General features: G+C 44.3%; 20 protein-coding genes. 17 read left to right on the top strand and 3 right to left on the bottom strand.

All coding sequences use genetic code 11. The features are described 5' to 3' along the window. The first annotated feature begins 10 nt into the window (after positions 1-10). The 11 genes from traM (at position 11) to C7475_RS27720 (ending at position 9674) form a co-directional block, all read left to right on the top strand. Positions 11-1243: a conjugative transposon protein TraM gene (gene traM / locus C7475_RS27670; protein ID WP_110056669.1), complete on the top strand. Its 1233-nt coding sequence runs from the start codon at positions 11-13 to the stop codon at positions 1241-1243. A gap of 44 nt (positions 1244-1287) precedes the next feature. Continuing rightward, the gene (locus tag C7475_RS27675; protein WP_158286636.1) at positions 1288-2178 is read left to right on the top strand and encodes a DUF4138 domain-containing protein; all 891 of its coding nucleotides are present in this window, start codon (positions 1288-1290) and stop codon (positions 2176-2178) included. A 29-nt stretch (positions 2179-2207) separates the two neighbouring features. Next, complete coding sequence (locus C7475_RS27680; RefSeq protein WP_146217678.1) at positions 2208-2834, top strand: hypothetical protein; 627 nt, start codon at positions 2208-2210, stop codon at positions 2832-2834. A gap of 28 nt (positions 2835-2862) precedes the next feature. Beyond that, a complete protein-coding gene (locus C7475_RS27685) occupies positions 2863-3777 on the top strand; it encodes a hypothetical protein (protein ID WP_110056672.1) in 915 nt (304 codons plus the stop codon). 59 nt (positions 3778-3836) lie between these two features. Further along, entirely contained in the window at positions 3837-4310 is a 474-nt protein-coding gene (locus C7475_RS27690; RefSeq protein WP_110056673.1) for a hypothetical protein, read from the top strand. A 38-nt stretch (positions 4311-4348) separates the two neighbouring features. Further along, on the top strand, positions 4349-4849 hold the full coding sequence (locus C7475_RS27695) for a hypothetical protein (protein WP_110056674.1): 501 nt from the start codon (positions 4349-4351) through the stop codon (positions 4847-4849). A gap of 23 nt (positions 4850-4872) precedes the next feature. Continuing rightward, entirely contained in the window at positions 4873-5874 is a 1002-nt protein-coding gene (locus C7475_RS27700; RefSeq protein WP_110056675.1) for a bifunctional DNA primase/polymerase, read from the top strand. A 44-nt stretch (positions 5875-5918) separates the two neighbouring features. Beyond that, positions 5919-6389, top strand: a complete 471-nt coding sequence (locus tag C7475_RS27705; protein WP_110056676.1) for a hypothetical protein — start codon at positions 5919-5921, stop codon at positions 6387-6389. Next, positions 6386-6772, top strand: coding sequence for a hypothetical protein (locus C7475_RS27710; protein ID WP_110056677.1), 387 nt, complete (start codon positions 6386-6388; stop codon positions 6770-6772). The genes C7475_RS27705 and C7475_RS27710 overlap by 4 nt, the downstream gene beginning before the upstream one ends. Before the next feature lie 216 nt (positions 6773-6988). Beyond that, positions 6989-7735 (top strand): LytTR family DNA-binding domain-containing protein, encoded by a 747-nt coding sequence (locus C7475_RS27715; RefSeq protein ID WP_110056678.1) that lies wholly within the window; start codon positions 6989-6991, stop codon positions 7733-7735. Between the two features lie 10 nt (positions 7736-7745). Continuing rightward, positions 7746-9674 carry a histidine kinase gene (locus tag C7475_RS27720; RefSeq protein WP_110056679.1) on the top strand — a complete coding sequence of 643 codons (1929 nt, stop codon included), beginning with the start codon at positions 7746-7748 and terminating at the stop codon, positions 9672-9674. A 7-nt stretch (positions 9675-9681) separates the two neighbouring features. Here C7475_RS27720 and C7475_RS27725 read toward each other — a convergent pair whose 3' ends face one another. The 3 genes from C7475_RS27725 to C7475_RS27735 form a co-directional block, all read right to left on the bottom strand. Beyond that, on the bottom strand, positions 9682-10146 hold the full coding sequence (locus C7475_RS27725; RefSeq protein ID WP_110056680.1) for a hypothetical protein: 465 nt from the start codon (positions 10144-10146) through the stop codon (positions 9682-9684). Positions 10147-10171: 25 nt separating this feature from the next. Next, the gene (locus tag C7475_RS27730; RefSeq protein ID WP_110056681.1) at positions 10172-10633 is read right to left on the bottom strand and encodes a hypothetical protein; all 462 of its coding nucleotides are present in this window, start codon (positions 10631-10633) and stop codon (positions 10172-10174) included. 71 nt (positions 10634-10704) lie between these two features. After that, positions 10705-11145 carry a hypothetical protein gene (locus C7475_RS27735; RefSeq protein ID WP_110056682.1) on the bottom strand — a complete coding sequence of 147 codons (441 nt, stop codon included), beginning with the start codon at positions 11143-11145 and terminating at the stop codon, positions 10705-10707. Between the two features lie 505 nt (positions 11146-11650). Between C7475_RS27735 and C7475_RS27740 the strand changes: the two genes are divergently transcribed. From C7475_RS27740 to C7475_RS33070, 6 genes are all read left to right on the top strand, one after another. Continuing rightward, complete coding sequence (locus C7475_RS27740; protein ID WP_233259983.1) at positions 11651-13060, top strand: hypothetical protein; 1410 nt, start codon at positions 11651-11653, stop codon at positions 13058-13060. A 392-nt stretch (positions 13061-13452) separates the two neighbouring features. Then, the gene (locus C7475_RS27745; protein ID WP_110056683.1) at positions 13453-17340 is read left to right on the top strand and encodes an RHS repeat protein; all 3888 of its coding nucleotides are present in this window, start codon (positions 13453-13455) and stop codon (positions 17338-17340) included. Positions 17341-17359: 19 nt separating this feature from the next. Continuing rightward, on the top strand, positions 17360-21733 hold the full coding sequence (locus C7475_RS27750) for a DUF6443 domain-containing protein (RefSeq protein WP_110056684.1): 4374 nt from the start codon (positions 17360-17362) through the stop codon (positions 21731-21733). 3 nt (positions 21734-21736) lie between these two features. After that, positions 21737-22117, top strand: coding sequence for a hypothetical protein (locus C7475_RS27755; RefSeq protein WP_110056685.1), 381 nt, complete (start codon positions 21737-21739; stop codon positions 22115-22117). 707 nt (positions 22118-22824) lie between these two features. After that, complete coding sequence (locus tag C7475_RS27760) at positions 22825-23088, top strand: hypothetical protein (protein ID WP_110056686.1); 264 nt, start codon at positions 22825-22827, stop codon at positions 23086-23088. A gap of 15 nt (positions 23089-23103) precedes the next feature. Beyond that, the gene (locus C7475_RS33070) at positions 23104-23247 is read left to right on the top strand and encodes a hypothetical protein (RefSeq protein WP_158286637.1); all 144 of its coding nucleotides are present in this window, start codon (positions 23104-23106) and stop codon (positions 23245-23247) included. Positions 23248-23421: the final 174 nt, after the last annotated feature.

The raw sequence follows: 23421 nt of genomic DNA on the forward strand, positions 1-23421 counted from the left end.
ACAGTGGCGTATGAACCAAGTAGCAGAAAGAAAAAGGAAGTTTTTTTTGATGGTACCCATTTTTGTCATCCCCTTAGCCTGCCTGTTTTTTTATGGGCTGGGAGGGGGAAAGAAATCTGAAAGAATCGAAACGGTTACCGGGCTGAATGCATCTGTTCCCGGCGCCCAACTGGGTGAAGAAGGCTTTATGGATAAGCTTTCCCTATACAGGCAGGCCGAAAAAGACTCGCAGCTACTGCGCGAGGCTAGCGATGCAGACACCTATGCCTGGAAAGATAGTCCCGTAGTGGCGCCATATTCCCAGTCGCCGGCTTCGCCTGGCGCTGCGCCAACTATATTCTCTACTCCCGGAGCCGGCATGTCGCAAAACAGCGAGGCAAAGATCCAACAACGGCTGCAGTTACTGGAACAACTGGTCCAGCATGGGGATACCAGTATGCCATCAGCTCCTGCTGTCTACCTGCCTACAACGGACACTCCGGATCCCCCCGCATTTTCAGCTACCACGCCAAAGGAAAAGGACGTGTCTTCCGGTGACCCGGAACTTGTCCAACTGGAAGGAATGCTGGAAAAAATTATTGATATCCAGCATCCGGAAAGACTACAGGAGAAGTTAAAGCAGGCGTCCCTTGAAAACCAGGCCGCTGCTTTTGCTGTCACCACCACGGCTCACGGGCAACCTATCGCGGAGGTATTTGAAAGCGAAAAAACAATGACTACTCGGACGGTGCGCTTGGCTAGCGAACAGGAAGGCTTTTTTGAACTTGCTGCACCTGTGAGCATTGTGAACAACAATGCCGTCAGCGCAGTTGTCCATGAGAGCCAAACCCTGGTAAGCGGTGCTACTGTTAAAATGCGGCTCGAGCAAAATGCTTATGTACAGGGCGTATTAATACCCGCGGGATCATTTGTATACGGGCACTGCCAGCTCCAGTCCGATAGGTTGCAGATAGCTATCCCTTCCATACGCTACGGTAATTCGATCTTTCCTGTCTCGCTGCAGGTATATGACAGTGATGGCCTTCCGGGAATACGTATACCCGGAAGCGTAAACCGCGATGCGGCAAAAGAAGGTTCTCAGCAGGCCATGCAGGCGCTTGCCATGGGTAGCCTTGATCCATCGCTGGGCGCCCAGGCAGCATCTGCCGGTATAGAGACAGCAAAGAGCCTGTTGAGCAAAAAAATCCGGTTGATCAAAGTCACCGTCAAAGCAGATCACCCGGTACTGCTGGTCAGCAAATGATGGCAACTAGCCGATCCCCTTCATTCACTTTAAAAACTGATAATATGTATCTAATCACAGCCCACTATAGGTATTGCCTGACACTGATCCTGATCATCCTAAATACGGCTATGGTCATCGGTCAACCAACGCCGGCTTCCATGCCCACCTATAAACTGGAGGTGTCTACCAACAACACGACTGTGCTGATTTTTCCGGCGCCCATTTCTGCCGTAGATCGTGGCAAAAGCACACTGCTGGCAAAAAGTGTTGCCGGAGTGGAGAATATCCTAAAAATAAAAGCAGCAAGTGATACGATGCCTACAACCAGTTTACATGTGTTTACCGTTGATGGTAGGGTGTTCCCTTTTGAAGTGCATTACCACTCAGCTGCCACCGGCGCCACCTTTGATTTTTCGGCGCCTGAGGCCCAGATACTGCAGGCGCCACTGCAATTTTCGAGTGGACCACTGACGGAAACTGCCATTGGGGAACTTTGTCAGCAACTCACGCACACGCAAAGCTTCATGAAGGCACCTCGTTCGAAAAAGATAGGAGACGTTCATTTGGTATACGGGGGAAGCTATCTGTGTGAAGGAGTCCTTTTTATCCAACTACAGTTGCACAACCATTCACAGATTCCTTATCCCTTACATTTTAATCAGGCACTTGTACGAGACCGGCGTAAAAGTAAGCGTACCTCGCAAATGGAGGTAGAAAAACAGATCCTCAGACAAAGCAACATACATGGGCAGATCATACCTGCTAACACCAATGCGACTATCGTGCTGGCCTTTACCCAATTTACCATAGCAGATGGTAAAGTCCTTGCCATCAGCGCCTTTGAGCATGGGGGAGACCGACATCTGGAGCTGCGACTGAAAGGGAAGCACTTGTTACGCAGTCGTACACTACCATCAGCAGTTCTCAACGCTGTAAGCGTTCGTCGCCGATAGTATCAATGATCATTATTAAATCAATTGTTATGGCAAAAATCACAGATGACCTGACCCGAAACCAGGTCGCTAAAACCGTTGCAATATGGGACAGCATTGAACAGCGATTTACCAATCGCTATGGAAAGGAGATGTTGACAGATCCCAGCTATATAAAGGCCAAAGAGCAGATCTTTCAGCAGATCATCGACCAATACAAAAACAAGGATAACAATTTTGCAGAAAAAGCTGAACTGCGAGTGCTACAGGCCCAAAAGCGGGCCATGATCCGGCAGCGTTATCCCAATGGCTTTGCCAGGTTCGGTCGTAACACCGTGGTGTTGTCTGCTAACCTCGCCTTTGCAACCCTAAAACTGGGTTGGGGCCTTCTAAAAAGCGCGGCTCGTATGGGAAGTAGAATGCTTACTGAGCTATCACGCCCAGTGCAACACTTGGCGCCCGTCAGATCGATAAACGGCGGTCTGCTGTCCGAAAGCGGGGAACCCACCTATGGCCGGCGTGTTGGTACCCGGCAACCGGAACTTAAAAGCGTGCTTGGTCAAGCTCACCCTACCGTTAAAAACAACAATAACTATGCATCCACTATCCGCAAACAACAACCCAGGCGTATGAAAAATATACCCGCGACAAACAAAGGCAAATCCGTTCGCCACTAACTATTCATCAACATAAAAACAAAACAAAATGGAACAGAAAATCGAACGAGTTGACAAGGTCAAAGAACAGATTGCAGATGCCGGTTGGGGAAACCGATTTGATGCCGATATTGACCGTCACCTGGCTGCAGGAGAAAAGCGTTTCAAGTTACCTGGCGAGGAATTGATCGAAGACCGTGGCAAGCAGCATAAGCTGGCCGGTGAACTGGATTTTAGTGTGAGCGACGATGGTAAACTGTACTACAACGGCACGAAAGCAACCTTGTACAAAGAAGGAGAAACAACCGGTGTTACGCAATTTTTCCCCCACTACGACAGAATTACGGTCACCGAAGCGGCTAACCTGCTCATCGATACCGAAGTTCCCCGCGCTGTCTACAAATACTATTTCGATGAAAACAGCCAGCGCTATGGACAGTGGCAACAAATCGACTTTTCCAAGAAAACGGAAAATGGTAACCACGTTGTCAATACCTACCATGACAATTATGGCTTCAAACTATATGCAAAGTTCGACGAATATGCTTTTGTTGGCCTGGATGGCCCGCAGCAAAAACGGGAAGCCTGCAAGGCCATGGAACAGGGGACAGAACTATTGCTTACCCCTGTCAATAACAAAGAGCACGAGGTAATACGCATGACAGCCAATCCGTCCCGTCGCGGTTTTGGTATCCGGGATATGGACGGGAACTTTCTGACCCATGACCAATTTCGCACACAAGAAGTACTGGAGAAAAAACATCAGTTCAAACAGACTACTTCGGTGGATTTTTCTAAACCATCCGGTAAAGAGCATGCTAAACAGGAAGAAAGCCAGCAACGTACGGGGAATGCTACTAACGAAAAAAAAAATAGTACGCAGGCATCAGCCTCCGCTAGCAGAACCCGGGTAAGAACAGTGCAGGAAGCCAAGTCCAAGTATGGTAAAAAAGCAGGACGGTAACAAGGCCAAAGCCTGCCGGAAATTACAGGACAAAACGGAATGCAGTAGTAACGGATAGCATGGAAAAGCAAGAGATATATGTACTCTACATGGAAGGGATAAACCCGACTAATCAATATCATCACCGGTTTATCATCTTCCAGGCTTATAACTCATTCCGGCAGGCCTTTTTACGCTTACAGCACTTTAATGATCGTTACTTTGACTATAACACCGCCCGAAAATTTAAACTGCCACTGCAGATCACCTTCGCCGGTATTCGGACCGCTGGCGACGCCCACTATTTGTTGGAAAAAAAGATGCAACCAGCAGGTAATTCCCTGCAGGTGCCACCAGGGTTGTATGTGATACTTCCCCATCCAAATTTGGGCACAGATCTGTTCGATGTATACACAGAAAATGCATTGATAGATTGTGCCCGTTTTGGTAACAACATCCTTGTGGCGAGTCTTGAGCAACTTCAAAAGACAGTGAAACGTCCGTCAGTTGTAAACGAGACCGTATGGCTGCGTAATGTGGCTCACAAACAGTAATGCTACCAGCTGTTTTTAGATTCTAAATATCAGTTACTATGACCAGTGATGTTAAGGTATATGCGTTGGAAATTGAATGGTGTAGTGTGAAGCAGGCTTTGGCAAACGATCCAAATCCTGCTACCCAGGTGCTCAGAGAGCCATATGAATCTTTGCAAATTGCTTTTAATATTATGGGCCATGTTCACAAGGATCTGTTTAACCCCGTTAAAGTGGAAGCCACAGGACTACCGGCCTTCGTTAAATCAGTGGCTTTGTTTGAAAACGATCAACTGATCATGTCTCGTTTGACGCAGCAGCAAAATTCAGCCGTTGATCAAAAGCTGGATGCCTGCCTTGTAATTCCTGCATCATTACTGAACAAAGGAATGTTAAAGGCGATTGGCGGTGTGCTTACAAACCTGCAAACCAAACAGGGGCAAATACTTCCGTTACTGCCGGCCTTACAGCAAAAAAAGCGTAGTCGAAAAACTGTCCGGCCCGCAGCTGATACCATCCGTAAAGAAAATGGAACGTCAAAAGTAATTCGCCACCGATGATTAATCAAAAAAAAACGTAAACAATGCAAGTGCAGGATGACATTCTAGCAGCAGCCCACCATTATGCAGGATTGGGATTTTCAACCATTCCGGTAGACAAGAATAAACAACCTTGCGTGAAATGGGCCCCGTATCAGCAAAGGATAGCCAGTACCGGGGAGCTTGATAGGATGTTTTCCCTGCAGGCGGTGGCAGGGATTGCGCTGGTTTGCGGCATGGTTAGTGGTGGTCTGGAAGTGATCGACATCGATGATAAAAATGACCTTGATGGCCGGTTATTTAGCCGGTTATGGGACAGAATTGAGCAGTATTCTCCAGCGCTCGCAGCTAAACTCCTGGCATCATTAACCCGTAGCCAGGGACACCATATTTACTACCGTTGTCGGGAGGTTGGAAATAACCGTAAACTCGCTAGCCGACCCACCAATGTGGCAGAACAGCTGCTAAACCCGGACCAACTGGTAAAAGTACTGGTGGAGACAAGGGGCAATAAAGGTTACGTGATCGCGCCGCCGACCGCCGGCTATTTCTTTTTGCAGCAGTCGTTGGATACTATACCATTGATTAGTCCAGATGAGCGCGATGCGCTGTTAAATTTCGGCCGCAGCTTCGATCAGGTACCTGAAAAAGAAATAGCACCCCGGCTGTCTGGTCATCGCCCCAAAAGCAGCGACGATCCACTAACCGACTATGACGACCGGGGAGACGTCATTTCCTTATTAATGGCGCATGGCTGGATAATAGCCGGGGAGGATAGTGAACGCACTTTTTTGAAGCGTCCCGGTGATACGCAAAGTATTAGCTCAAGTAATTATCATTACCGGTTAAGACGATTCAAAGTTTTTTCAACAAGCACACTCTTTGAAGCAGAACAGCCTTATACACCCAGTGCTGTATTTGCCATTTTAGAGTGCCAAGGGGATTTTAAAGAAGCGGCAAGGCGATTGCTCAAAATGGGATATGGCAAGGCGCGACTGGTAAAATACCGGCCCGAAAGTGGGCGCCAAAAAAAGAACCGGGGATAGCTAACCCCAGTTTTTTGTCTTCCTGAAAGCTTAACTCAGTCAACATGAAACACGATTTTTTTGATCATTTACTTACTTTGGCACGACTAGCCTGCCCGGGACACACTCACAAGGGCGTAGATTTGGGGAGCATCATTATAGAAGGCTATCGGCGTGAGTTGATCCAGGACCTTAAAGGGCTGCCCTTTCTTCGGACAAAACAGCCAACATTAGAGATGTGTCTACTCATCGAAGAATACACGCGTAATTACGAAGGATATCTGTTTTATTGGTTGCTCCTGCAATCAATGCAAAATAAGACCAATTCCAGCTTGCCCGGTGAACGCTCGCAAGCTGAAACCTGGCGTGAAAAGATCAAGGATACTTTCGGACAGTGGCGCAACTGGCGTCATATTAGTTTATATCAACTCAAAAAGTATTGGCTGTCCCAGCCTGCGGATGTAGCTGCTAACGATACTCAAGTGCTGCTGTCTGATATCAATTTTCATAAAATGAATAATAAAAGGGTATTATGAAAGGATTAATGGGAATGACCTACATTCAGAAAGCAAAGCTGCTGTTTGACCTGTTTCCAGACGATACAGCGGCGTTTATTCCGTTTGCACTCGAAGTGGTAGAAAAAATAAAAAAAGAAAAAGAGCAATTGAAAGGGCAGGGAGCAGATACTACTTTATTTCCAGGACCATTCTGGCTGGAACTTGCTGAAGATATCAGTCGCCGCATTCGCTCAGCCGATGCGAAGCTGCAAAAAAGCAGCACCCAATTTAGTGAACTGCTTTTTGAAAGTGATCGCGCATTTTTATCCAGACATTGCCTGCTGCTATACTGTGGCAGTGACAAGCAAAAGAATGGCCGTTTTAAACTAGCGGTGGATCTATTCTTTCAGAACGGGGGATGATGTTAACGACAGCCTTCGTTATAAATGAAGCCGGCAGAATGCCAGCTTTTTATTGGTATAGTGGAAGCCATTATGCAGCTAACCATTCAGTGAGGCATGTACATTTTGTTCAATAAATCCAAAATGAACGAAAAATGAACAAAAAGCTTACATAAATGGGTAGTCGATTTTGTCGAATATTTAATAAATTAGTATTGGACTTAACGCTTACAAGTAATGCTAACCCCTGCGCTTACCGTCGTAATAGTGGAGGATCAGCCCATCATCAGAAAAAACACAGCGTATTTAATTAGTACTAACCCAGGTGTTTCCGTGTTAGGAAGTGCTGGCACTGCCGGCGAAGCCATTGCGTTGATCGAAGAACAGACCCCGGATTTGCTACTGCTCGATATTCAGCTGCCCGATGGGACAGGATTTGACATTCTTCAACATTTCTGGCCGCCGAAATTCAAAGTGATTTTTCTGACCGCTTATCAGGAACATGCTATTCGGGCAATCAAGTATGGCGCATTTGACTATTTGCTCAAACCACTGGACCCAGGCGAATTGCACCAAGCCGTACATCGGTATGCCGATCTATACGCTCCAGGCGCTCAACAATTGGACGTTGCACTGACGCAGTATGCACATCCTGAACAAGTGGGACGCTTGATCGTTCGTACTTCTCAGCAACTACATGTGCTGCAGGTTACAGATATCTGCTATCTGGAGGCAAGTGGTGTGTACACCCACTTTTATTTACAGGACGGACAAAAGATCGTGTCTTCAAAAAATATAAAGGTCTATGAAGAGGCATTGTCTGCTGATATATTTGTAAGGACGCATCAATCCTATATGGTCAATATCAAATTCATTGAACATTTTCATTCGAACGGATACCTTATTCTGAAAGGACGTCATCAGGTGCCCGTTGCAACACGAAGGAGGGAGGCTGTAATCGCCTTTATTCGCAATACCCATTAATGCCCGATGTATGAAATTCTTGCTCGTTTTACCCCTTGCCCTCATAATTATGGGGGGCTGTAGACGTAATATGCCCAACGTTACCGCTAAAAAGCCGCTTATGGATAGCCTTGTGGCTGCCAAATTGGAACAGGTTAAAACCCTACTTTATAAGCGGGAGGACCAACACGCAGCACTATTAATAGACAGCCTCCAGCCGGTCATTGGTAAACTGGATAATGTGGTCCTACATGCAGTATGGCTAGCCAGGAAAGCTGATGTGTTACAGACACAAAAAAAATCAGACAGCGCGCGGCTAGTCATTTTGGAACATATCCGGTATGCCAAACAATATGATACAACCGGAAAACTATCCTTGGACGCACAGTCACAGTACGGGGAATGGTTGATGGAAAGAGATTCCTTGCAGTCGGCGCTACGATACCTGGAGGATGCGAATTATCTCGCCAAAAAGGTAGATTCGTCTCAAATTCCAAAGATTTGCTATTCAATGATACACATCTATATGAGACTTTGGGATCATTCGGCCTCACGTAAGTATTTGGAAGAAGGGCTGCTAGTCAGCCGAATGCCTCGCTATTATTCACAAGCATATTCGGCTGCCTTTACTTCGGCCTATTTGGCTTTTTATACCCGGATAGAACAATTTGATTCAGCTGCGATGTTTTATGAGCTGGCACTAAAGGATACGGTAAGCTTTTCGCAACCTTACTATAGGGGTGTATTAGACTGGAATATGGGGGATGTATTGTTAAAGAAAAAAGATTACAAAGGGGCCCTGGTAAAATTAACCAGTGGGTTTGTCAATATTACCAGATATGATGGCCCGCAGGCGATCTTATATAGTACCATGGCTTCCATTAACGACAAGCTTCAACACTACCAGACTGCTTTGGCTTATGCTGACAGTGCAATCAAAATAGCCCACGAGCAGCGGAAGTGGGAAAGTGTTACCAATGTTTGGAAAATGAAGGGGCAGATCCAGGAAAAGTTAGGCAATTACCGGGAAGCATACCGCGCATTTGACTCGGCGCTGGCTGCCAAACAAGTGCTGATGGATTCGTCCATCGCTCAAACGGCCCAGGAAATTCAAACAGAATACCAGGTAAAGGCTAAAGATGATAAAATATTGACGCTGGCCGAGCTTAATGAGGCCAACCAACAAATCGCTGAGCAGCAGCGAACGATTCTTGCAAGCCTCGTTGTAACTTTTACACTACTAACAGTAATCAGCATCATGTGGTACAGGCGCAGGCGCCTGAAAACGGAACTGAAGGAGCATGCGCTGCGTCAGCAATTACTACGTACCCAGATGGAACCTCATTTTATTTATAATGCGCTGGCAGTATTGCAGGGCTTTATCCATAACCAGCAGACGCAGAAGGCGGCAGCATATCTAGGGCGCTTTTCCAAACTGCTGCAACTATCACTAAAAAATGCCCGGTGTCCCTTTGTAAGTCTGGATAGTGAAATTGCAGCATTAGAAGAGTACCTTTTCTTACAAGTGATGCGTTCTGAAGATTCATTTTCGTATCAAATGGAGCTAGACCCTGTTTTGGAAGAAATGGATGTATATATTCCGCCTATGTTGCTACAACCATTTGTTGAAAACGCGGTGCTTCATGGCTTTTCAAGTCTATCTGCGGCAGGATATCTAAAGATCAGTGTCAGTAAACGAGCGAAATTGCTCCACTGTATCATAGAAGATAATGGTAAAGGAATTAATGCTGCCAGTATTCGTAAGCATGGAGATAAATCCTCCTTCGCTACAGCTATCACCGTAGAGCGCTTGCAGATTTTATCACGGCAGTCTGGTCAAAAGGCCGTATTGAGCATTACTGACAGGGCAGAAGAGGGCCGCTCTTCAGGCACCCGGGTGGAAATCCTTATTCCTTACCGGCTCAGCCCCCCGAAAGACTATCAAAAAACAAACCAGTGAAAGCTTATTAACCGATACCAGGAGATTTACCCCTTTTTTGTCTGGGGCCCTGTTTGCGCCTGGTCCGTAAAGCTTCAATCGGTTCTTTACTTATCGGAAGTATCTTTCCTATTGTAACAATACTGGTAAGGTCGAGCAATGACTTGGTGCTGTTCAGATTAAATGTGATCCCCGTTTCTTTGTTTTTGACAAATAGATCGCTATTTACCAATGTTATCTGGAAGTTGTGATCTATAGCCAGTGTTACATCAGTTTTGAAATTGACAGCTTGAGATCGTCCTTCCGTCTTAAAAGCAATGTTGTGATGCACGGCATCGGCAGTAGCTTGTGGTTTATCTAAAATTGCATGGCGAATGGATTCTAAAAAACGGTCAATAACCGCATAGTATTGTTGCTTGTCCAGGTAGGCGAAATACCCTTTTTGGCCGAGTATTTCTATCCACCTTGTAATTTCATTTTCCAGTAACACCATAATAAGTCTTTTTGAACGGTATAAGTTAATTCATACTTGGTCCTCGACCTTTCTTTCTATCTGGGCCAAATAAGCGTGTCTGCTTTACAACATGAATGTCCATTTTGTCGGGCAGACAACGCCCAAGTACGAGGAATGTTTCCAGGTCAAGCAAGGATTTTTTACTGGTAATACACAAATCTACGCTTGTTTCATTGTTTTTAACAACAAGTGTACTGGATTCAAGTGAAATCTTACGGCCAGCATCTATGTTGAGCCGCATTTCTGCGGTCCATTTCATGGGACCGATCCTACCGTGTATCTCAAATCCGAGTCCATATTCCTGAGTGTTTTCAATTGGCAACGGTCTATCTGTTTCAACAGTTTCGATTGCCTGGCGAAAACCATCCTTGATCTGTGTTGCTTGCTCTTGATTAAATAAATGGAAATAGCCTTTGTTTTCCATCATTGTTAACCAACGGTTTATTTCATGCGCTAATCTTGCCATGACAGGGAAATTTGACCATTTACTTGTTGGTGTTTATCAGTCATCTCAAATATGGTAGATGCGTTTATTTCCTATGCGCGCCATCTGCGATCGGGCAAGGACCTTGAAGTCTCAATAGTAAAAAACGGGCAGGTTGCAAGTAAATGGGCTGCGTTGGGAAGACTACCTGCTTTGGCGACTGACACATAATATGGCCGCCTGCCATTAAGCAATATGCCCACTGATATTAATTGGAGGGTATGATGATAATAGTGTAGTTCAAATACAAATTCGAAGACGAGCTGCGTACCTGCTTGGCCATACTTGGTAGTAACGGACACAATGTTCCATTGATCTTTGATCGGGACATTATTTTGATCAAATCGTGGAGACGCGGCAATGCGGTGTATTTCAGCCCAAAGGCCACTGTGCAGCTCCTGTAGGGAAGTGCACCCCTCCCTGTCCACGTATCCCTTTTGGGCCAGATGATGATAGCATATCTGTATCTGTTGTTCAAAGATTTTGGTCTGCATGTAGGTTTGTTTTTTTTGTCATTATACCTACCATAAGGTAAATTGATACAAAGCTAATGTCACCTGGCAACTAAAATGGGAGATACTACCAGCAGGGAATTTTTCCACTGGCATTAGAACCTGGCTAGGTCAATGTAGCAATGACTGATTCGCTTACAAGAGCTAGTGGCAAAGTATGACTTATAAACTGCAATGCTGTGCGTGTTGTTACCGATAACTGCTATTTGGATACTCTTCCCTTTATCGCACATATAGTATTACGTAGATAGGCTGCGTCGTAATCTGTTTTCTTTGTATTGTTGTTTGTAATAAATAGTTTGTGGCGAAATACCACTAATGTGCTATATGTTTTGTCGATTGATTTGATAAACTTTAGTTACAGAAAGAAATTGATGTTGCCCTTTGTCCGTTAAATGTGTCCTCGTTTGTCCGAGCATACTCAATATTCACAGTTTTGAAATAAGCCTTTATACATATGAATAGTTGGATGATTATAAGTTTTCTTATGATACATCTGCTTAGCCCCGTTATGACTTATGGAATTGATACCGAGATGTTAGCCCGGGATAGCAGTTTTAAAAAAGTGCCTGCGTTGCTTTCCAGGTACTTATCTGTAGTAAACCAAAAATCTACTCGTATGCAGCGCCAGGTAAATAAACGTACTGGCAAGACGTTGCGTCGATTGATTAAACAAGAGCGTAAAATGAAGGATCGTTTATGGAAGGTTGACTCCACTGCTGCCGATAATCTTTTTTCCAAGTCCATAGATAGTTTAAGCCGCCTGCAGAAGGGACTTAAAAGTAAGCCAGTGGTTAAGTGGCATGCGGGTGACAGCTATCTGGACACCCTAGACCACTCGCTTCATTTTTTAAAGGGACAAAATGAGCTACTTGTGGCATCTAATACAAAACTGACTGATGTTACTGCCAACGTTGCTTCACTTCAAGGTAAGTTAGCCCAGGCCGACCAGATTAAGGCGTATATACAACAACATAAAGAGCAATTGAAACAACAGCTAGCACCTTACACCGGCTTTGCAAAAGATATCCAAAAAATTAATAAGGAAGCTTATTACTATAGTCAGCAGATCAATGAGTACAAAAGCCTTTTGAAGGATAAAAAGAAGGCGGAGGCCAAAGCAATGGAGCTGTTGCAGAAAATACCAGCGTACAATGACTTCATCCGTAAACATTCACCACTAGCTGCTCTGTTCAATCTGGGAAGCAGTGCTGTGGGTACTGTAGCTCAAAGCGTGGAGGGACTTCAGACCCGCCAGCAGGTGGAGCAGATAATACAACAAAGGATTGGAAGTGATCCCGGTGCACGCCAGGCAGTAAGTCAGCAAATGGATCAGGCTCGTTCGCAGTTAAATGAACTCAAGAATAGGTTTCCAGAGTTGGGCAGTGCAGCGGAAATGCCGGAGTTCAACCCCAATCCAATGAAGACCAAAAGCTTTTTACAGCGATTGGAGTTTGGGGGCAATATACAATTCCAAAAGTCCAGCCGTTATTTTCCTACCACCTCCGATATTGCCGGCCAAATCGGTTATATGTTTCATAAGAATGGATCCGTAGGTATCGGGGCTTCTTATAAATTAGGGCTGGGAAGCGGTTGGGATCATATTGCTATCAGCCACCAGGGACTCGGACTACGATCATTTGCAGACTGGAAAGTCAAGGGTACTATTTTTGTCAATGGTGGCTTTGAACAAAATTATGTATCAACCATCACTCAATTCGACCAGTTAAAGAACTGGAATGGCTGGCAAGGGAGTGCATTGCTGGGTATCAGTAAGAAGTATAAAGTCACTGAGAAGATGAAAGGCAACATTGTGTTGTTGTATGATTTTCTGGCAAAGAAAAACATGCCTGTAACCAGTCCGATTAAGCTGAGATTGGGCTATGTCTTTAATTAAAATATCGTTGCGATTGATTTTTATGACTGATTGGTTTGGCGTAATTAAACAAAATCAGATTGATAGCAGAAAGATGGAATGGCCCGACCTAGCCGCCTCGATACCGTAGTCTTGTTGTAGTGTTAGCTTCTGTTGATTTCTTTTTATCAAAACTTATTGTGTTGCTTGTCCCCAATCGTGAGTATGTGATTTTATGTTATGAGTTAAGATAGAACCAACTCAGCATTATATTGTCGAATAAGATGTATGCTTGAGCGTAAGCCCTGTTCCTTGAACATGGTTGCCGCCTTTTTCGGATGAAATATAACGCTGGTCTTATCCTTTCTCAATGTTGCCTATATCGTTAATCATTGTTAATCACAGTATATCATTAAACTTATTTTCCTGTACGTATGAAAACAAAAAAACGCCCCCTTGTCCGCCATTTTACGCTATTGGTTTTGTTGTCCATTTGTTTGTCCAATGCGATTATTGCGCAAAGCGTAAACTTTAGCCCGGCATTGAACAATGGTACGAGTAAGGATTTAGTGCCTGCGTCCCCTTCTGCGTCGAGCCTGGGTATATACGGTCAGATACCCGTAAGCAATTATACGGGCATCCCATTAATTGATATCCCACTCTATCAGGTCAGTTATAAAGACATCAGCATTCCTTTAGGCTTGAGCTATCATGCCAGCGAGATTAAACCGGATATTCCACCTGGAGAAGTTGGCCTCGGCTGGGCCTTGAAGGCCGGTGGTTCCATTACCAGGGTAATAAGAGGGATGACGGACTTTGAAACTTATCCCATTGCCAGCTACCCACAACCTGCACTTTTCAATCCAACTTCAAAGGCAACATGGAGCTCTGATTCGGCAATGCGCCGCTACCTCAAAGACGGTTACGTCATTGTCGATGATGTGGCTAATCCCGATGAATTTTATTTTAACATCAATGGTGTCACTGGCAAATTCTATATGGACTTTTCCGGTAAAATGAAAGTAAAAACTGCACAAGACGCATACTACCAGGTTGATGTAGAAGTAGTTAATAACAAGAAATTTAAAATGCCCACTTTGGTACAAGAGTCTCGTCCGCAGCACATTGTTAACTACAAAGACACATTGACTAAAAAGCGGGTGATCTATAAACTTACCCTAACAGATGGCAATGGTGTTAAGTATGTTTTTGGCGGCACCGATCAATCTATTGAGTTTAGTCGCCCCGCCACAGGAGTGGGAGGGACGATCGATGGCGCTTTTTTTCAGGATCCGGGAAGTTATATAGCACCGATCACGTGGTATCTGACTTCCATTCAGTCGCCGTTTGGATATAGGATCGATCTGGAGTATCAGCGCGGAATTACGGTTACAAAAACAGGATATTGCGATGTTGGTCATTATACGTGGCAAAAGCAAGGGCAGTCTCCTATATCGGAAGCCGCTGGTATCCCCATTGCCAAAGGAGAAAAAAGCGTGCTGATCAACACTTGCGTCTTGAGCAAAATCACCACGCCCAGGGAAGTGTTAGACTTTTATAAGTCGATCGATTCTGTTCAATTAAGATTTCCCACCGACCCTCTGCTGCGTGATGTCAATGGCATTAATGAAAATATCTTTGACTGGTATGAGGATGTCGCTAAAGCTAACACTGAACGGATGTATCCCCACAGAATGGATAGTATTGTTGTTAATGACAAAACCAACCGCTTGACGAAAGTGATCAATTTCCGCTATTTCAATGATGCGTTCAACACCAGGCGCTTGAAGTTATCAGGCGTCACTATTAAGGGAGGCCATGCTTCACTTAGCAGTTACGACTATGTATTGACCTACAATACAACAGTGCTTCCAACTTATCTGTCTTACAAAACCGATCATTACGGTTTTTACAATGGAAGAAACCCCCATATTCTTTCTTCTAACCCAAGTGATTATATTGCACTAGACCAGAATGCCTTTTTCGCATCGAAGGAACCAGATAGTAACTACGTGCAGGCTGAGTTGTTACAGACGATTCAATACCCCACAGGCGGTTACACAGAATTTATCTGGGAACCTAATTGGTATGGGTCTTACGTTTCCACCTGGCCATTCACAGTGGTGAAAAATCAGACCGTTAAAAACAAGATAACCGGAGGTGTGAGAATAAAACGGGTCAGCAGTTATACAGCGCCAAATGAGAAGGCCTCTGAAAAGCGCTACTATTATATAAAAAACTATAAAGCGGGTGGCGATACCTCTAGTGGCGTACGGGCTTATCAGCCCGTATATTATGAAGCTTACAACGGAACTATAACACCGCCGTTAAGAAAAGAAGGACAAACCAGCAGCTATAACGGCACCTTCGACTATTGGCAGTGGAGTAGTAATCCCATTTATCCCATGAGCGCTACCAGAGGCAATCACGTAACCTATTCAGAAGTGACAGAGGTGAATGCCGACAACAGCTTTACCGTTTATAAATATAAAAATTATGATAACGGATACAGTGACATTGCTCCGGTAAATTATATATGTGATAATACGGATCTTAAAGAATTCTTTAAAGAAGATGAAGGTTCCAGTATGGATCTCGAAAGGGGGCAACCTTTATCAGAAGAATATTTCGATGCAGGAAAGGTTTTAAAGAAAAAACGCCTGTATCAGTATAATGACGATCCCGCCAGATTGAACGACAATATTAGGGTACTTGCTCAAACGCCTAATAATCTCAACAAGGCAGATATTGCATCTTATCGGGTAATTGCCAGACTTATTTATACTTATTTCCCCTATCTAAAAAGACTGCAGGAGGTAAATTATGAGGGCAGTGATTCAGTTGTCAATACTATTTATCTCGCTTATCATCCAATATATAGAAAAATTTTAAAGGATAGCACGATTACCAGTGATGGCAGAAGTATTGTAAATCAAAGTAGGTACCCGCAGGAAATGGCCGACCAGGGAGTAGCCGAACCTTATCAGCGAATGGTGAACCGGTCAATGGTTAATCAGCTGGTAGAAAAGGAAAAGATCGTTGACGGAGCCAAGGTAAGTAAGGTAATTACCGAATATGCAAAGGCATTATCGGCCGACACTGCATTGATCCTTCCTAAAAACATGAGAACGCAGTTCAGTAATGAAGTCGTAGAAACCAGGGCGAATTTTACTAAATATGATAGTGTAGGTAATCCTCAGACCGCCACTTTGCAGGGAGGAGTAAAAACATGTTACCTATGGAGTTATGCAAGATCATTTCCAGTTGCGAAAATTGTAAACGCGGATTATGCTACGGTGGAAGCTGTTATGGGAGGCAGGGTTAAGGTGGATAGTATTGCGCGTGCATTCATTGAGGACTTTGCCTTGCTTGGCAGACTAGCCGTGTTAAGGACAGACAGTAGATTGAGCGCCGCACAGATTACGACCTATACCTACGATGGGTCAAATGGGTTGACCAGCGAGACGGATGCAAAAGGATTGACTACTTACTATAAATATGATGCACTGGGTAGGCTTAGCATCGTTGAAGATCATGAGCATAATATCCTGAGGCGTGTTTGCTATAGCTATTCCGGACAGCCGGAAGATTGCCCGATCAATAGGTACACTGTTAATGAACTTTGTTATGGCGTGAACAAGACCGATGTGTGCAACGAGGCGTTATGCCGGATCGAAACGGTATACCGCCAGGCCAATACGAATGTTCAAGAGAAAAAGTTATTTGCAACCCCGGAATTTTCTGCCTTTGCCCGGGATGGATTTTATACCGCTCGGGCAAGGCTGAATGGAACCACCGGACCATATATTTTTGAATATATTAAAAAGGGAACAACCAAGTATTATAATTACTGTGGTAATGTGGACCCTAAAGTGTTCAGATACTATCCACGCCTGCTCGGTGGGGACAGCTTATGCACCTGGAACGGTGTGGATACGGCCTATGGGTTTGGAAATAATATCGCATACGCCGGGACGTTAACCAAGGCGCCACAAGGTATACTCGATACCGGGCTGCCGGACGGATATTATGTTTACAACAATCAGTATTTCCGGTTGACAAACGGTGTGATCGGTACAATTTATAATTGTAATCCAGTGGTTCAATCAAAATCAGCGGGGTTTGGTCCCTCACAAGGAATTGCATGTGGGTCGATAGCCACACGTACCTTGTATTACAACGCAGCCGCATTTGATGTGGGGACAATTGTGTATACTAATGCGGCGCTGACTTCACCTGCAGCAGATGGCTATTATAGAGTAGGGGCAAGTGCAGTCCGGGTGCTGAATGCAACAATCATTTTTATTGTATCCTGTAACTGAGTTACCTAATTAGAATTTTATGAAATCTTTAGTGATGAATCACTTCATATCAAGATATCTATTGAGGCTTTTAGCGGTTTTGCCGCTGCTGCCTGGCACCGTGTATGCACAGGTGAAGCCGACCAGTGTAGTGGCACCTATCACGGTGCCAGCTGGCAATATTAATCCTGTTCCACCTGCTTACAGTGTTACTTTGCCCGTAAATTACGTCAGATCGTTTGTTCCCCTGAAGAAAATCACATCACCGGAAGAAGTGATCGACACGAGTTTAACGAGTCGAGAGGTGAGGATGACAACGCAATACTTGGACGGGCTTGGACGACCCTTACAGGTCGTTGCTAAAGGTGTCAGCCCAATGGGAAAAGACGCTGTTACCCCTAGCATATATGATCCGTTAGGACGAGAGCAGGTCACCTATCTGTCCTACACTTCTTTTGTCAGCAATGGGATGCTAAAGACCAATCCATTCGCTGAGCAAAAGACATTTATGCAAGCCCAATACCCAGGAGAGGCAGTATACTACGGGGAAAAGATTTTTGAGGCATCCCCCTTGGAACGGGTCTTGAAGCAGTTTGGTCCCGGAAACAGCTGGGCAAAAGGAGGCGGCAACAAGCCGATTGAATTACAGTACCAAGTCAACAAGACAGCAGACTCGGTGAGGACCTGGAATTTGCCAACGGCTGCAGGACTACCCGTTTCACCTGGTTTTTATGCTGCAGGTACATTGTACAAGAGTGTAGCCAAAGATGAAGCAGGCGCGCAGACGGTGGATTATAAAGATAAAGAGGGACGTCTTATCCTAAAAAAGGTCCAAATGGCTGCCGTTCCCGGTAGCGGTCATGTGGGGTGGCTTTGTACTTATTATGTCTACGATAATCAGAATAATTTGTGTTTTTTAATGCCGCCGAAGGCGGTGGAGCAGGTAATAGGAGGGTGGACCTTAAGCACAACGATAGCTTATGAACTCTGTTACCAATACCAATATGACAGCCGTGACAGGCAGATATCCAAAAAAGTGCCCGGCGCAGGACCAATACAACTGGTATATGACTTAAGGGATCGCGTCGTCTATATGCAGGACTCCGCGCAGCGTGCGAAGACGACAAAAGAATGGTTCGTTACCTTCTACGACGATCTCGATCGTCCGATCCGCATGGCGCTATACCCATCAAGCTTAACACGGGCGCAACTACAATCTGCCTTGAACGGACTGCCGGATACCATTAACCCGGTACCTGCGATTACTGGATACCAGGAAATTTGTTTAAACTATTACGACAATTATTCATTCTCTGGTGCCAAAGCCTATGATGGAACGTATGCGACAAAACCGCAAGCGGGTGGAAATCCTGACGCGATACCTATTGTACAAAGTAGTATGACTAAAGGATTGCTTACTGGCAAAAAAGTGCTCGTTTTAGGCACTAGTCAATGGTTATCTGCTACCATATATTACGATGCCCGGGGCCGTACGATTCAGACCAGGAGCGATAACATAGCCGGCGGTGAAGATATTGTCACGCAACTTTATGATTTCAGTGGAAAAGTACTGAGTACTTACCTGCACAATAAAAATCCACGCAGCACGCTAAGTCCTGACGTAAAAACGCTTAGCATGTACAGGTACGATGCTGCCGGACGAATGCTTTCCAAGCGTAAGCGCCTCAATGATGATCCCAGATCGGAGAGATTGCTTGACAGTTGCACCTATGATGAGACGGGAGCGCTGAAAAGTAAAAAAATAGGATTTGTAGGTAGTACTCCTTTAGAAGAGCTGGTGTATGAGCAGAATATCCGCGGTTGGCTTAAAAGCATCAACAAGCCATTTGTCACCACGGCAGGAAGTACCTCTAATTGGTTTGGGCAGGAAATTAGCTATGATTATGGCTTTGATTCCAGCCAGATTACTGGCAATATTGCAGGCATTAAATGGAAAAGTGGGGGAGATGGAATTGCGCGTGCTTATGGGCTATTATACGATAAGGGCGGGCGAATGACACTGGCTGCCTTTAACCAGCAAAACAGTGGAACGACTGCCTGGACAAATGACCGGGTGGACTATACCGTCAATAATATTCAATATGACGCCAATGGTGGGCTGATCAGAATGGACCAAAGCGGCCTAAAAGGGCCGGTAAAAGCGAAAGTAGATAGTCTGCAATACGGCTATCTTAATCAAGGCAACCGACTATCTTACGTTACAGATTTGAAAAATGACCAACAGAGCAAACTTGGAGACTTTAAGGAGATCGTCAATAATACGAGCCAGGACTATACCTACGATGGTAATGGTAACATGTTGACCGACGCTAATAAGGCGATAAGTAGCATCACCTACAATTATCTGAATCTTCCGGAGTTAATTACTGTAACAAACAAAGGCACTATCCGATTTATTTATGACGCTGAAGGTGCCAAATTAGGCAAAGTAGTAACAGATAATACCGGAGGCGCTACAAGAACAATAACGACCCACTATATCGGAGGCGCCATTTACGAAAATGATTCTCTACAGCTAATCAATCACGAAGAAGGAAGGATCCGGTTTACAAAAAAAATAAATCAGAGTAGCGGCCAGCCATACTATGCATTTTTGTATGACTATTTCCTGACAGATCATCTGGGTAATGTGAGGGCGGTGTTGACCGAAGAAACAGATACAGCGAAGTATGCAGCTACCATGGAGGCTGCTTATAGGGCTAAAGAATTGCAACTGTTTAGTAATATTACGACCACCAGTAAAGCACGCTCCTCTATTGCGGGGTACCCCACTGACAATACTACATCGCCTAACGACTCGGTGGCCGTTGTTAACGGTACCCCAGGACAATTGAAAGGGATAGGCCCCTCTCTGGTATTAAAGGTGATGGCTGGCGACACAATTACTGCTGCAGTTAAATATTTTTTCAAATCAACTGGGCAGAATAATAGCTCCAATCAAACGGATCTGCTGACACAAATTTTATCCGCATTTGGTGGGACTATTAACAATAATCCAAGTATAGATGGTAAAACTACTGTCGGGGCACAGAATGCGGCTATTTTTTCCGGAACATTTTTGTCTAGTGTAATTAACCCGCTTAAAACCAGAGATAACCAGAATATTACTGATAAACCGAAGGCATATCTCAATTATGTACTTTTTGACGAACAGTTTAATTATATTAGTAGTAACAGTGTCGTCAAACAGGTGACTACTGCAGATGCTCTGGGAACGTTATTTGTTACAGATGAGGCCATCACTAAGATGAAAAAAAATGGATACCTGTATATCTACTTAAGCAATGAAAGCCCCATGGATGTTTACTTCGATAACCTGGTCGTAGAACATAAAAGTGGACCACTGCTGGAAGAAACACATTATTATCCATTCGGTTTAACGATGGCAGGTATTAGTTCAAAAGCCTTGCTAAAACAGGAAAACAGGTATGGTTTTAACGGCAAAGAAATGCAGCGGAAGGAATTTAGAGATGGCAGTGGACTTGACTGGTATGACTATGGTGCCAGAATGTATGACTCACAGATTGGAAACTGGCATGCCATAGATCCTTATAGTGATAAATATAGTGAGTGGAACCCTTATAACTATGTCGGTAACAACCCGATGGCCCTGTCAGATCCAAACGGCAAAGAGTGGTTACTTTCTTTGAGCCAGGATGCGTCAGGGAACTATACGCTCAATATTTCTTTCACCGGGGTAGTATATGATGCGAAGAGCAAAAATAAAGGATATTCAGTAGCAGCCCTGATGAATGCGATACAAGCACAGATGGTAAAGGTATACACTAATACGGTATATTCTCCCAACTCAAAGACAACATTTACGTCTTCGATCACCGTCAACCTGCGGGCTGTTTTTTCCTTAAATCAGATTAAAGATAGAGATCATATATTTGAGGTAGTAGACAGTGATAACGAGGTCCTAGAAAAGGATGGTTATTATACAACAGGCCGGGCTCCCATGGGAGGGCTAAGGATATACTTAAGCCGAGATAATATCGCCGATATTATTTCGGGTGAGGACCCAAATTCTGCCCCTCATGAAGCAGGGCATACAGCGGGTTGGATTCACCCGGAAGACCACAAGGCGGATAAATGGTGGAGGTGGTACGATCCCCGTGCCCAGGAATTGGACGATATGGATAAGGACAACCGGTTTAACCTGATGCATACCTTTCAATATTTGAAGGTCGCTGACATTGACAAACAACATACAGCGAGCTTGACGTACAAACAATTGATGATGTTTGCTGAGAATTATAAAGATGGTAACTTAAACCAGGAAATTAATTTTGAAAGAGTTAAGCATATAGGCGTCATGAAGGCGAAAAATGGCATGCCCTTGCCATATATTTACTCTACTAGAGGTAACTTACTGTATCCAAAAGAATAGCTAATGAAAGCGATATCAATTCTATCAATTTGTTATTTTTTACTAGCTACGGTTGCTTGTAAGCGATGTGAGCATAGTATTAACTTTGCCTGTCTAGCGGCTAATAAAGGAGATACCGCTTTTATTTATCTGGATGACAGGCTAGTTTTTAAAGAGGTTTATAAAGCGTCTTATTTTAAGACATTAGAATTCATCAAGCCGCAGGTTAGAAACTATTGTTCTTCAGCTGACTCCATAAAAGTACGTGCCGGCTTTAATGATCATGATACCGTCTTTTATGTTGATCCAAAGGATGTAAAGTACTGTTATATCAGCAATAGTATGCGAGATAGTTTGATAGTTTACATACACAGTATCAGCAAACCATTAGTGGTTTCGCGTTAATCTAAAATTCACCAAGGCTTCTGGGCGCCCATCATTTATTGGCCCCAGATGCCTTGTTGTGATTTTTATTGGTTATATGACGGTGGTTTCGAAAGGTTTGCCAAAGTTGTGGCGCGGTGATCGAGTAGGAGAATTGATCATAAGCAATTATGAGTTCTATGAGCTGTAATTGCTGACGATGTTAGTTATTTATGACACTGAAGTCATTTGAAACAAGCCGCCTTCGGCAAGAAAAGTATATGTCCGGTGCTTTCGGATGTCTAGCAATTTATTGTGTAGCCCAATAATTTCCTTGTTACCGCTGTAGAATACTTCGATTCATTTCCATAAATGTTATGGTCTTGAAGCTGTTCCAGTTATTGTGCCTAATTGACAACCTACATTGTGTTATTAAAGCTGTTTTTAACGATCTAAAGCCCTAGTATGAAAGTATTCTTTATACAGTATGTGCTACCGCCTTTTTAATGTTGTTGCACCGGGTAAACGATGTGCGTCGGGCGTTAAGTCCGGTGTTTACTATGGTAATCAAAACGAGATATAGCCTGGAATTTGACGTGTCTTACTCAGCTGGCCACTTGCCAAACGCCTTCGATGGTGCACAATTGGATCAAATTTAGAATGCTTGACCGTATATTAATTGCCTGGAGAGTGAATCCGCCGACCGCAGATAGTTCATAATTGTTTTAATCAACTTACCTTGTTATAGTATGCACCCACACAATTTTTGTAAGACGATTAACATTGACGGCACGCCCATAGAGTTTGAGTTCAATACCATGAATGTACAAGCAGTAGAACTATTTCAGGTATACTTCTCCCGGAACAATGAACGACAGAAACGCCGTTTTCATATGCAGCGCAATGCCGAAGGCGAATTTTACATCACAGATAAGCATACACTCCTTGCCGGCTTAGACATACCGGCCCAGGTATTAGCCGACGCTATTTTGGACGAACATGGATTGCGTTAGATAGATCTGTATAGTGTGAACATTGTTACCCTGATATATCTTCCCAATCAATATAAGGTCGTTTTAAGGCTGGTGGCGCTGCTTCCAATGGAGCAACTCCCGACCATTCTAAGGCGCAATAACGGTAAGTATCCGGTAGACAGCATCTTCGGCATGTGAATCTAAGGCTTTACGTTTGTATTGTTTAAATATGCCCTATATGCAATCATCCAATAATTCCACGATACGTTCGTTTACGATATCAGAGAAGAAGAGTATCGCAATGCAATGGAGCCAGTCGAATGTAAAAATGCAAGTGTTTTGTGATAATCATGGAATCACGCTGTCTATGTT

It is taken from the genome of Chitinophaga sp. S165 (genome assembly GCF_003182155.1).
GTDB lineage: Bacteria > Bacteroidota > Bacteroidia > Chitinophagales > Chitinophagaceae > Chitinophaga.

What these genes read in the sequence shown, in the direction of transcription:
- C7475_RS27760 (WP_110056686.1), top strand. Translation starts at nt 22,825, where the DNA reads ATGCACCCACACAATTTTTGTAAGACGATTAACATTGACGGCACGCCC.
- C7475_RS27675 (WP_158286636.1), top strand. Translation starts at nt 1,288, where the DNA reads ATGTATCTAATCACAGCCCACTATAGGTATTGCCTGACACTGATCCTG.
- traM (WP_110056669.1), top strand. Translation starts at nt 11, where the DNA reads ATGAACCAAGTAGCAGAAAGAAAAAGGAAGTTTTTTTTGATGGTACCC.
- C7475_RS27740 (WP_233259983.1), top strand. Translation starts at nt 11,651, where the DNA reads ATGATACATCTGCTTAGCCCCGTTATGACTTATGGAATTGATACCGAG.
- C7475_RS27695 (WP_110056674.1), top strand. Translation starts at nt 4,349, where the DNA reads ATGACCAGTGATGTTAAGGTATATGCGTTGGAAATTGAATGGTGTAGT.
- C7475_RS27715 (WP_110056678.1), top strand. Translation starts at nt 6,989, where the DNA reads ATGCTAACCCCTGCGCTTACCGTCGTAATAGTGGAGGATCAGCCCATC.
- C7475_RS27720 (WP_110056679.1), top strand. Translation starts at nt 7,746, where the DNA reads ATGAAATTCTTGCTCGTTTTACCCCTTGCCCTCATAATTATGGGGGGC.
- C7475_RS27735 (WP_110056682.1), bottom strand. Translation starts at nt 11,145, where the DNA reads ATGCAGACCAAAATCTTTGAACAACAGATACAGATATGCTATCATCAT.
- C7475_RS27710 (WP_110056677.1), top strand. Translation starts at nt 6,386, where the DNA reads ATGAAAGGATTAATGGGAATGACCTACATTCAGAAAGCAAAGCTGCTG.
- C7475_RS27700 (WP_110056675.1), top strand. Translation starts at nt 4,873, where the DNA reads ATGCAAGTGCAGGATGACATTCTAGCAGCAGCCCACCATTATGCAGGA.
- C7475_RS27755 (WP_110056685.1), top strand. Translation starts at nt 21,737, where the DNA reads ATGAAAGCGATATCAATTCTATCAATTTGTTATTTTTTACTAGCTACG.
- C7475_RS27685 (WP_110056672.1), top strand. Translation starts at nt 2,863, where the DNA reads ATGGAACAGAAAATCGAACGAGTTGACAAGGTCAAAGAACAGATTGCA.
- C7475_RS27705 (WP_110056676.1), top strand. Translation starts at nt 5,919, where the DNA reads ATGAAACACGATTTTTTTGATCATTTACTTACTTTGGCACGACTAGCC.
- C7475_RS27680 (WP_146217678.1), top strand. Translation starts at nt 2,208, where the DNA reads ATGGCAAAAATCACAGATGACCTGACCCGAAACCAGGTCGCTAAAACC.
- C7475_RS27745 (WP_110056683.1), top strand. Translation starts at nt 13,453, where the DNA reads ATGAAAACAAAAAAACGCCCCCTTGTCCGCCATTTTACGCTATTGGTT.
- C7475_RS27690 (WP_110056673.1), top strand. Translation starts at nt 3,837, where the DNA reads ATGGAAAAGCAAGAGATATATGTACTCTACATGGAAGGGATAAACCCG.
- C7475_RS27725 (WP_110056680.1), bottom strand. Translation starts at nt 10,146, where the DNA reads ATGGTGTTACTGGAAAATGAAATTACAAGGTGGATAGAAATACTCGGC.
- C7475_RS27730 (WP_110056681.1), bottom strand. Translation starts at nt 10,633, where the DNA reads ATGGCAAGATTAGCGCATGAAATAAACCGTTGGTTAACAATGATGGAA.
- C7475_RS27750 (WP_110056684.1), top strand. Translation starts at nt 17,360, where the DNA reads ATGAAATCTTTAGTGATGAATCACTTCATATCAAGATATCTATTGAGG.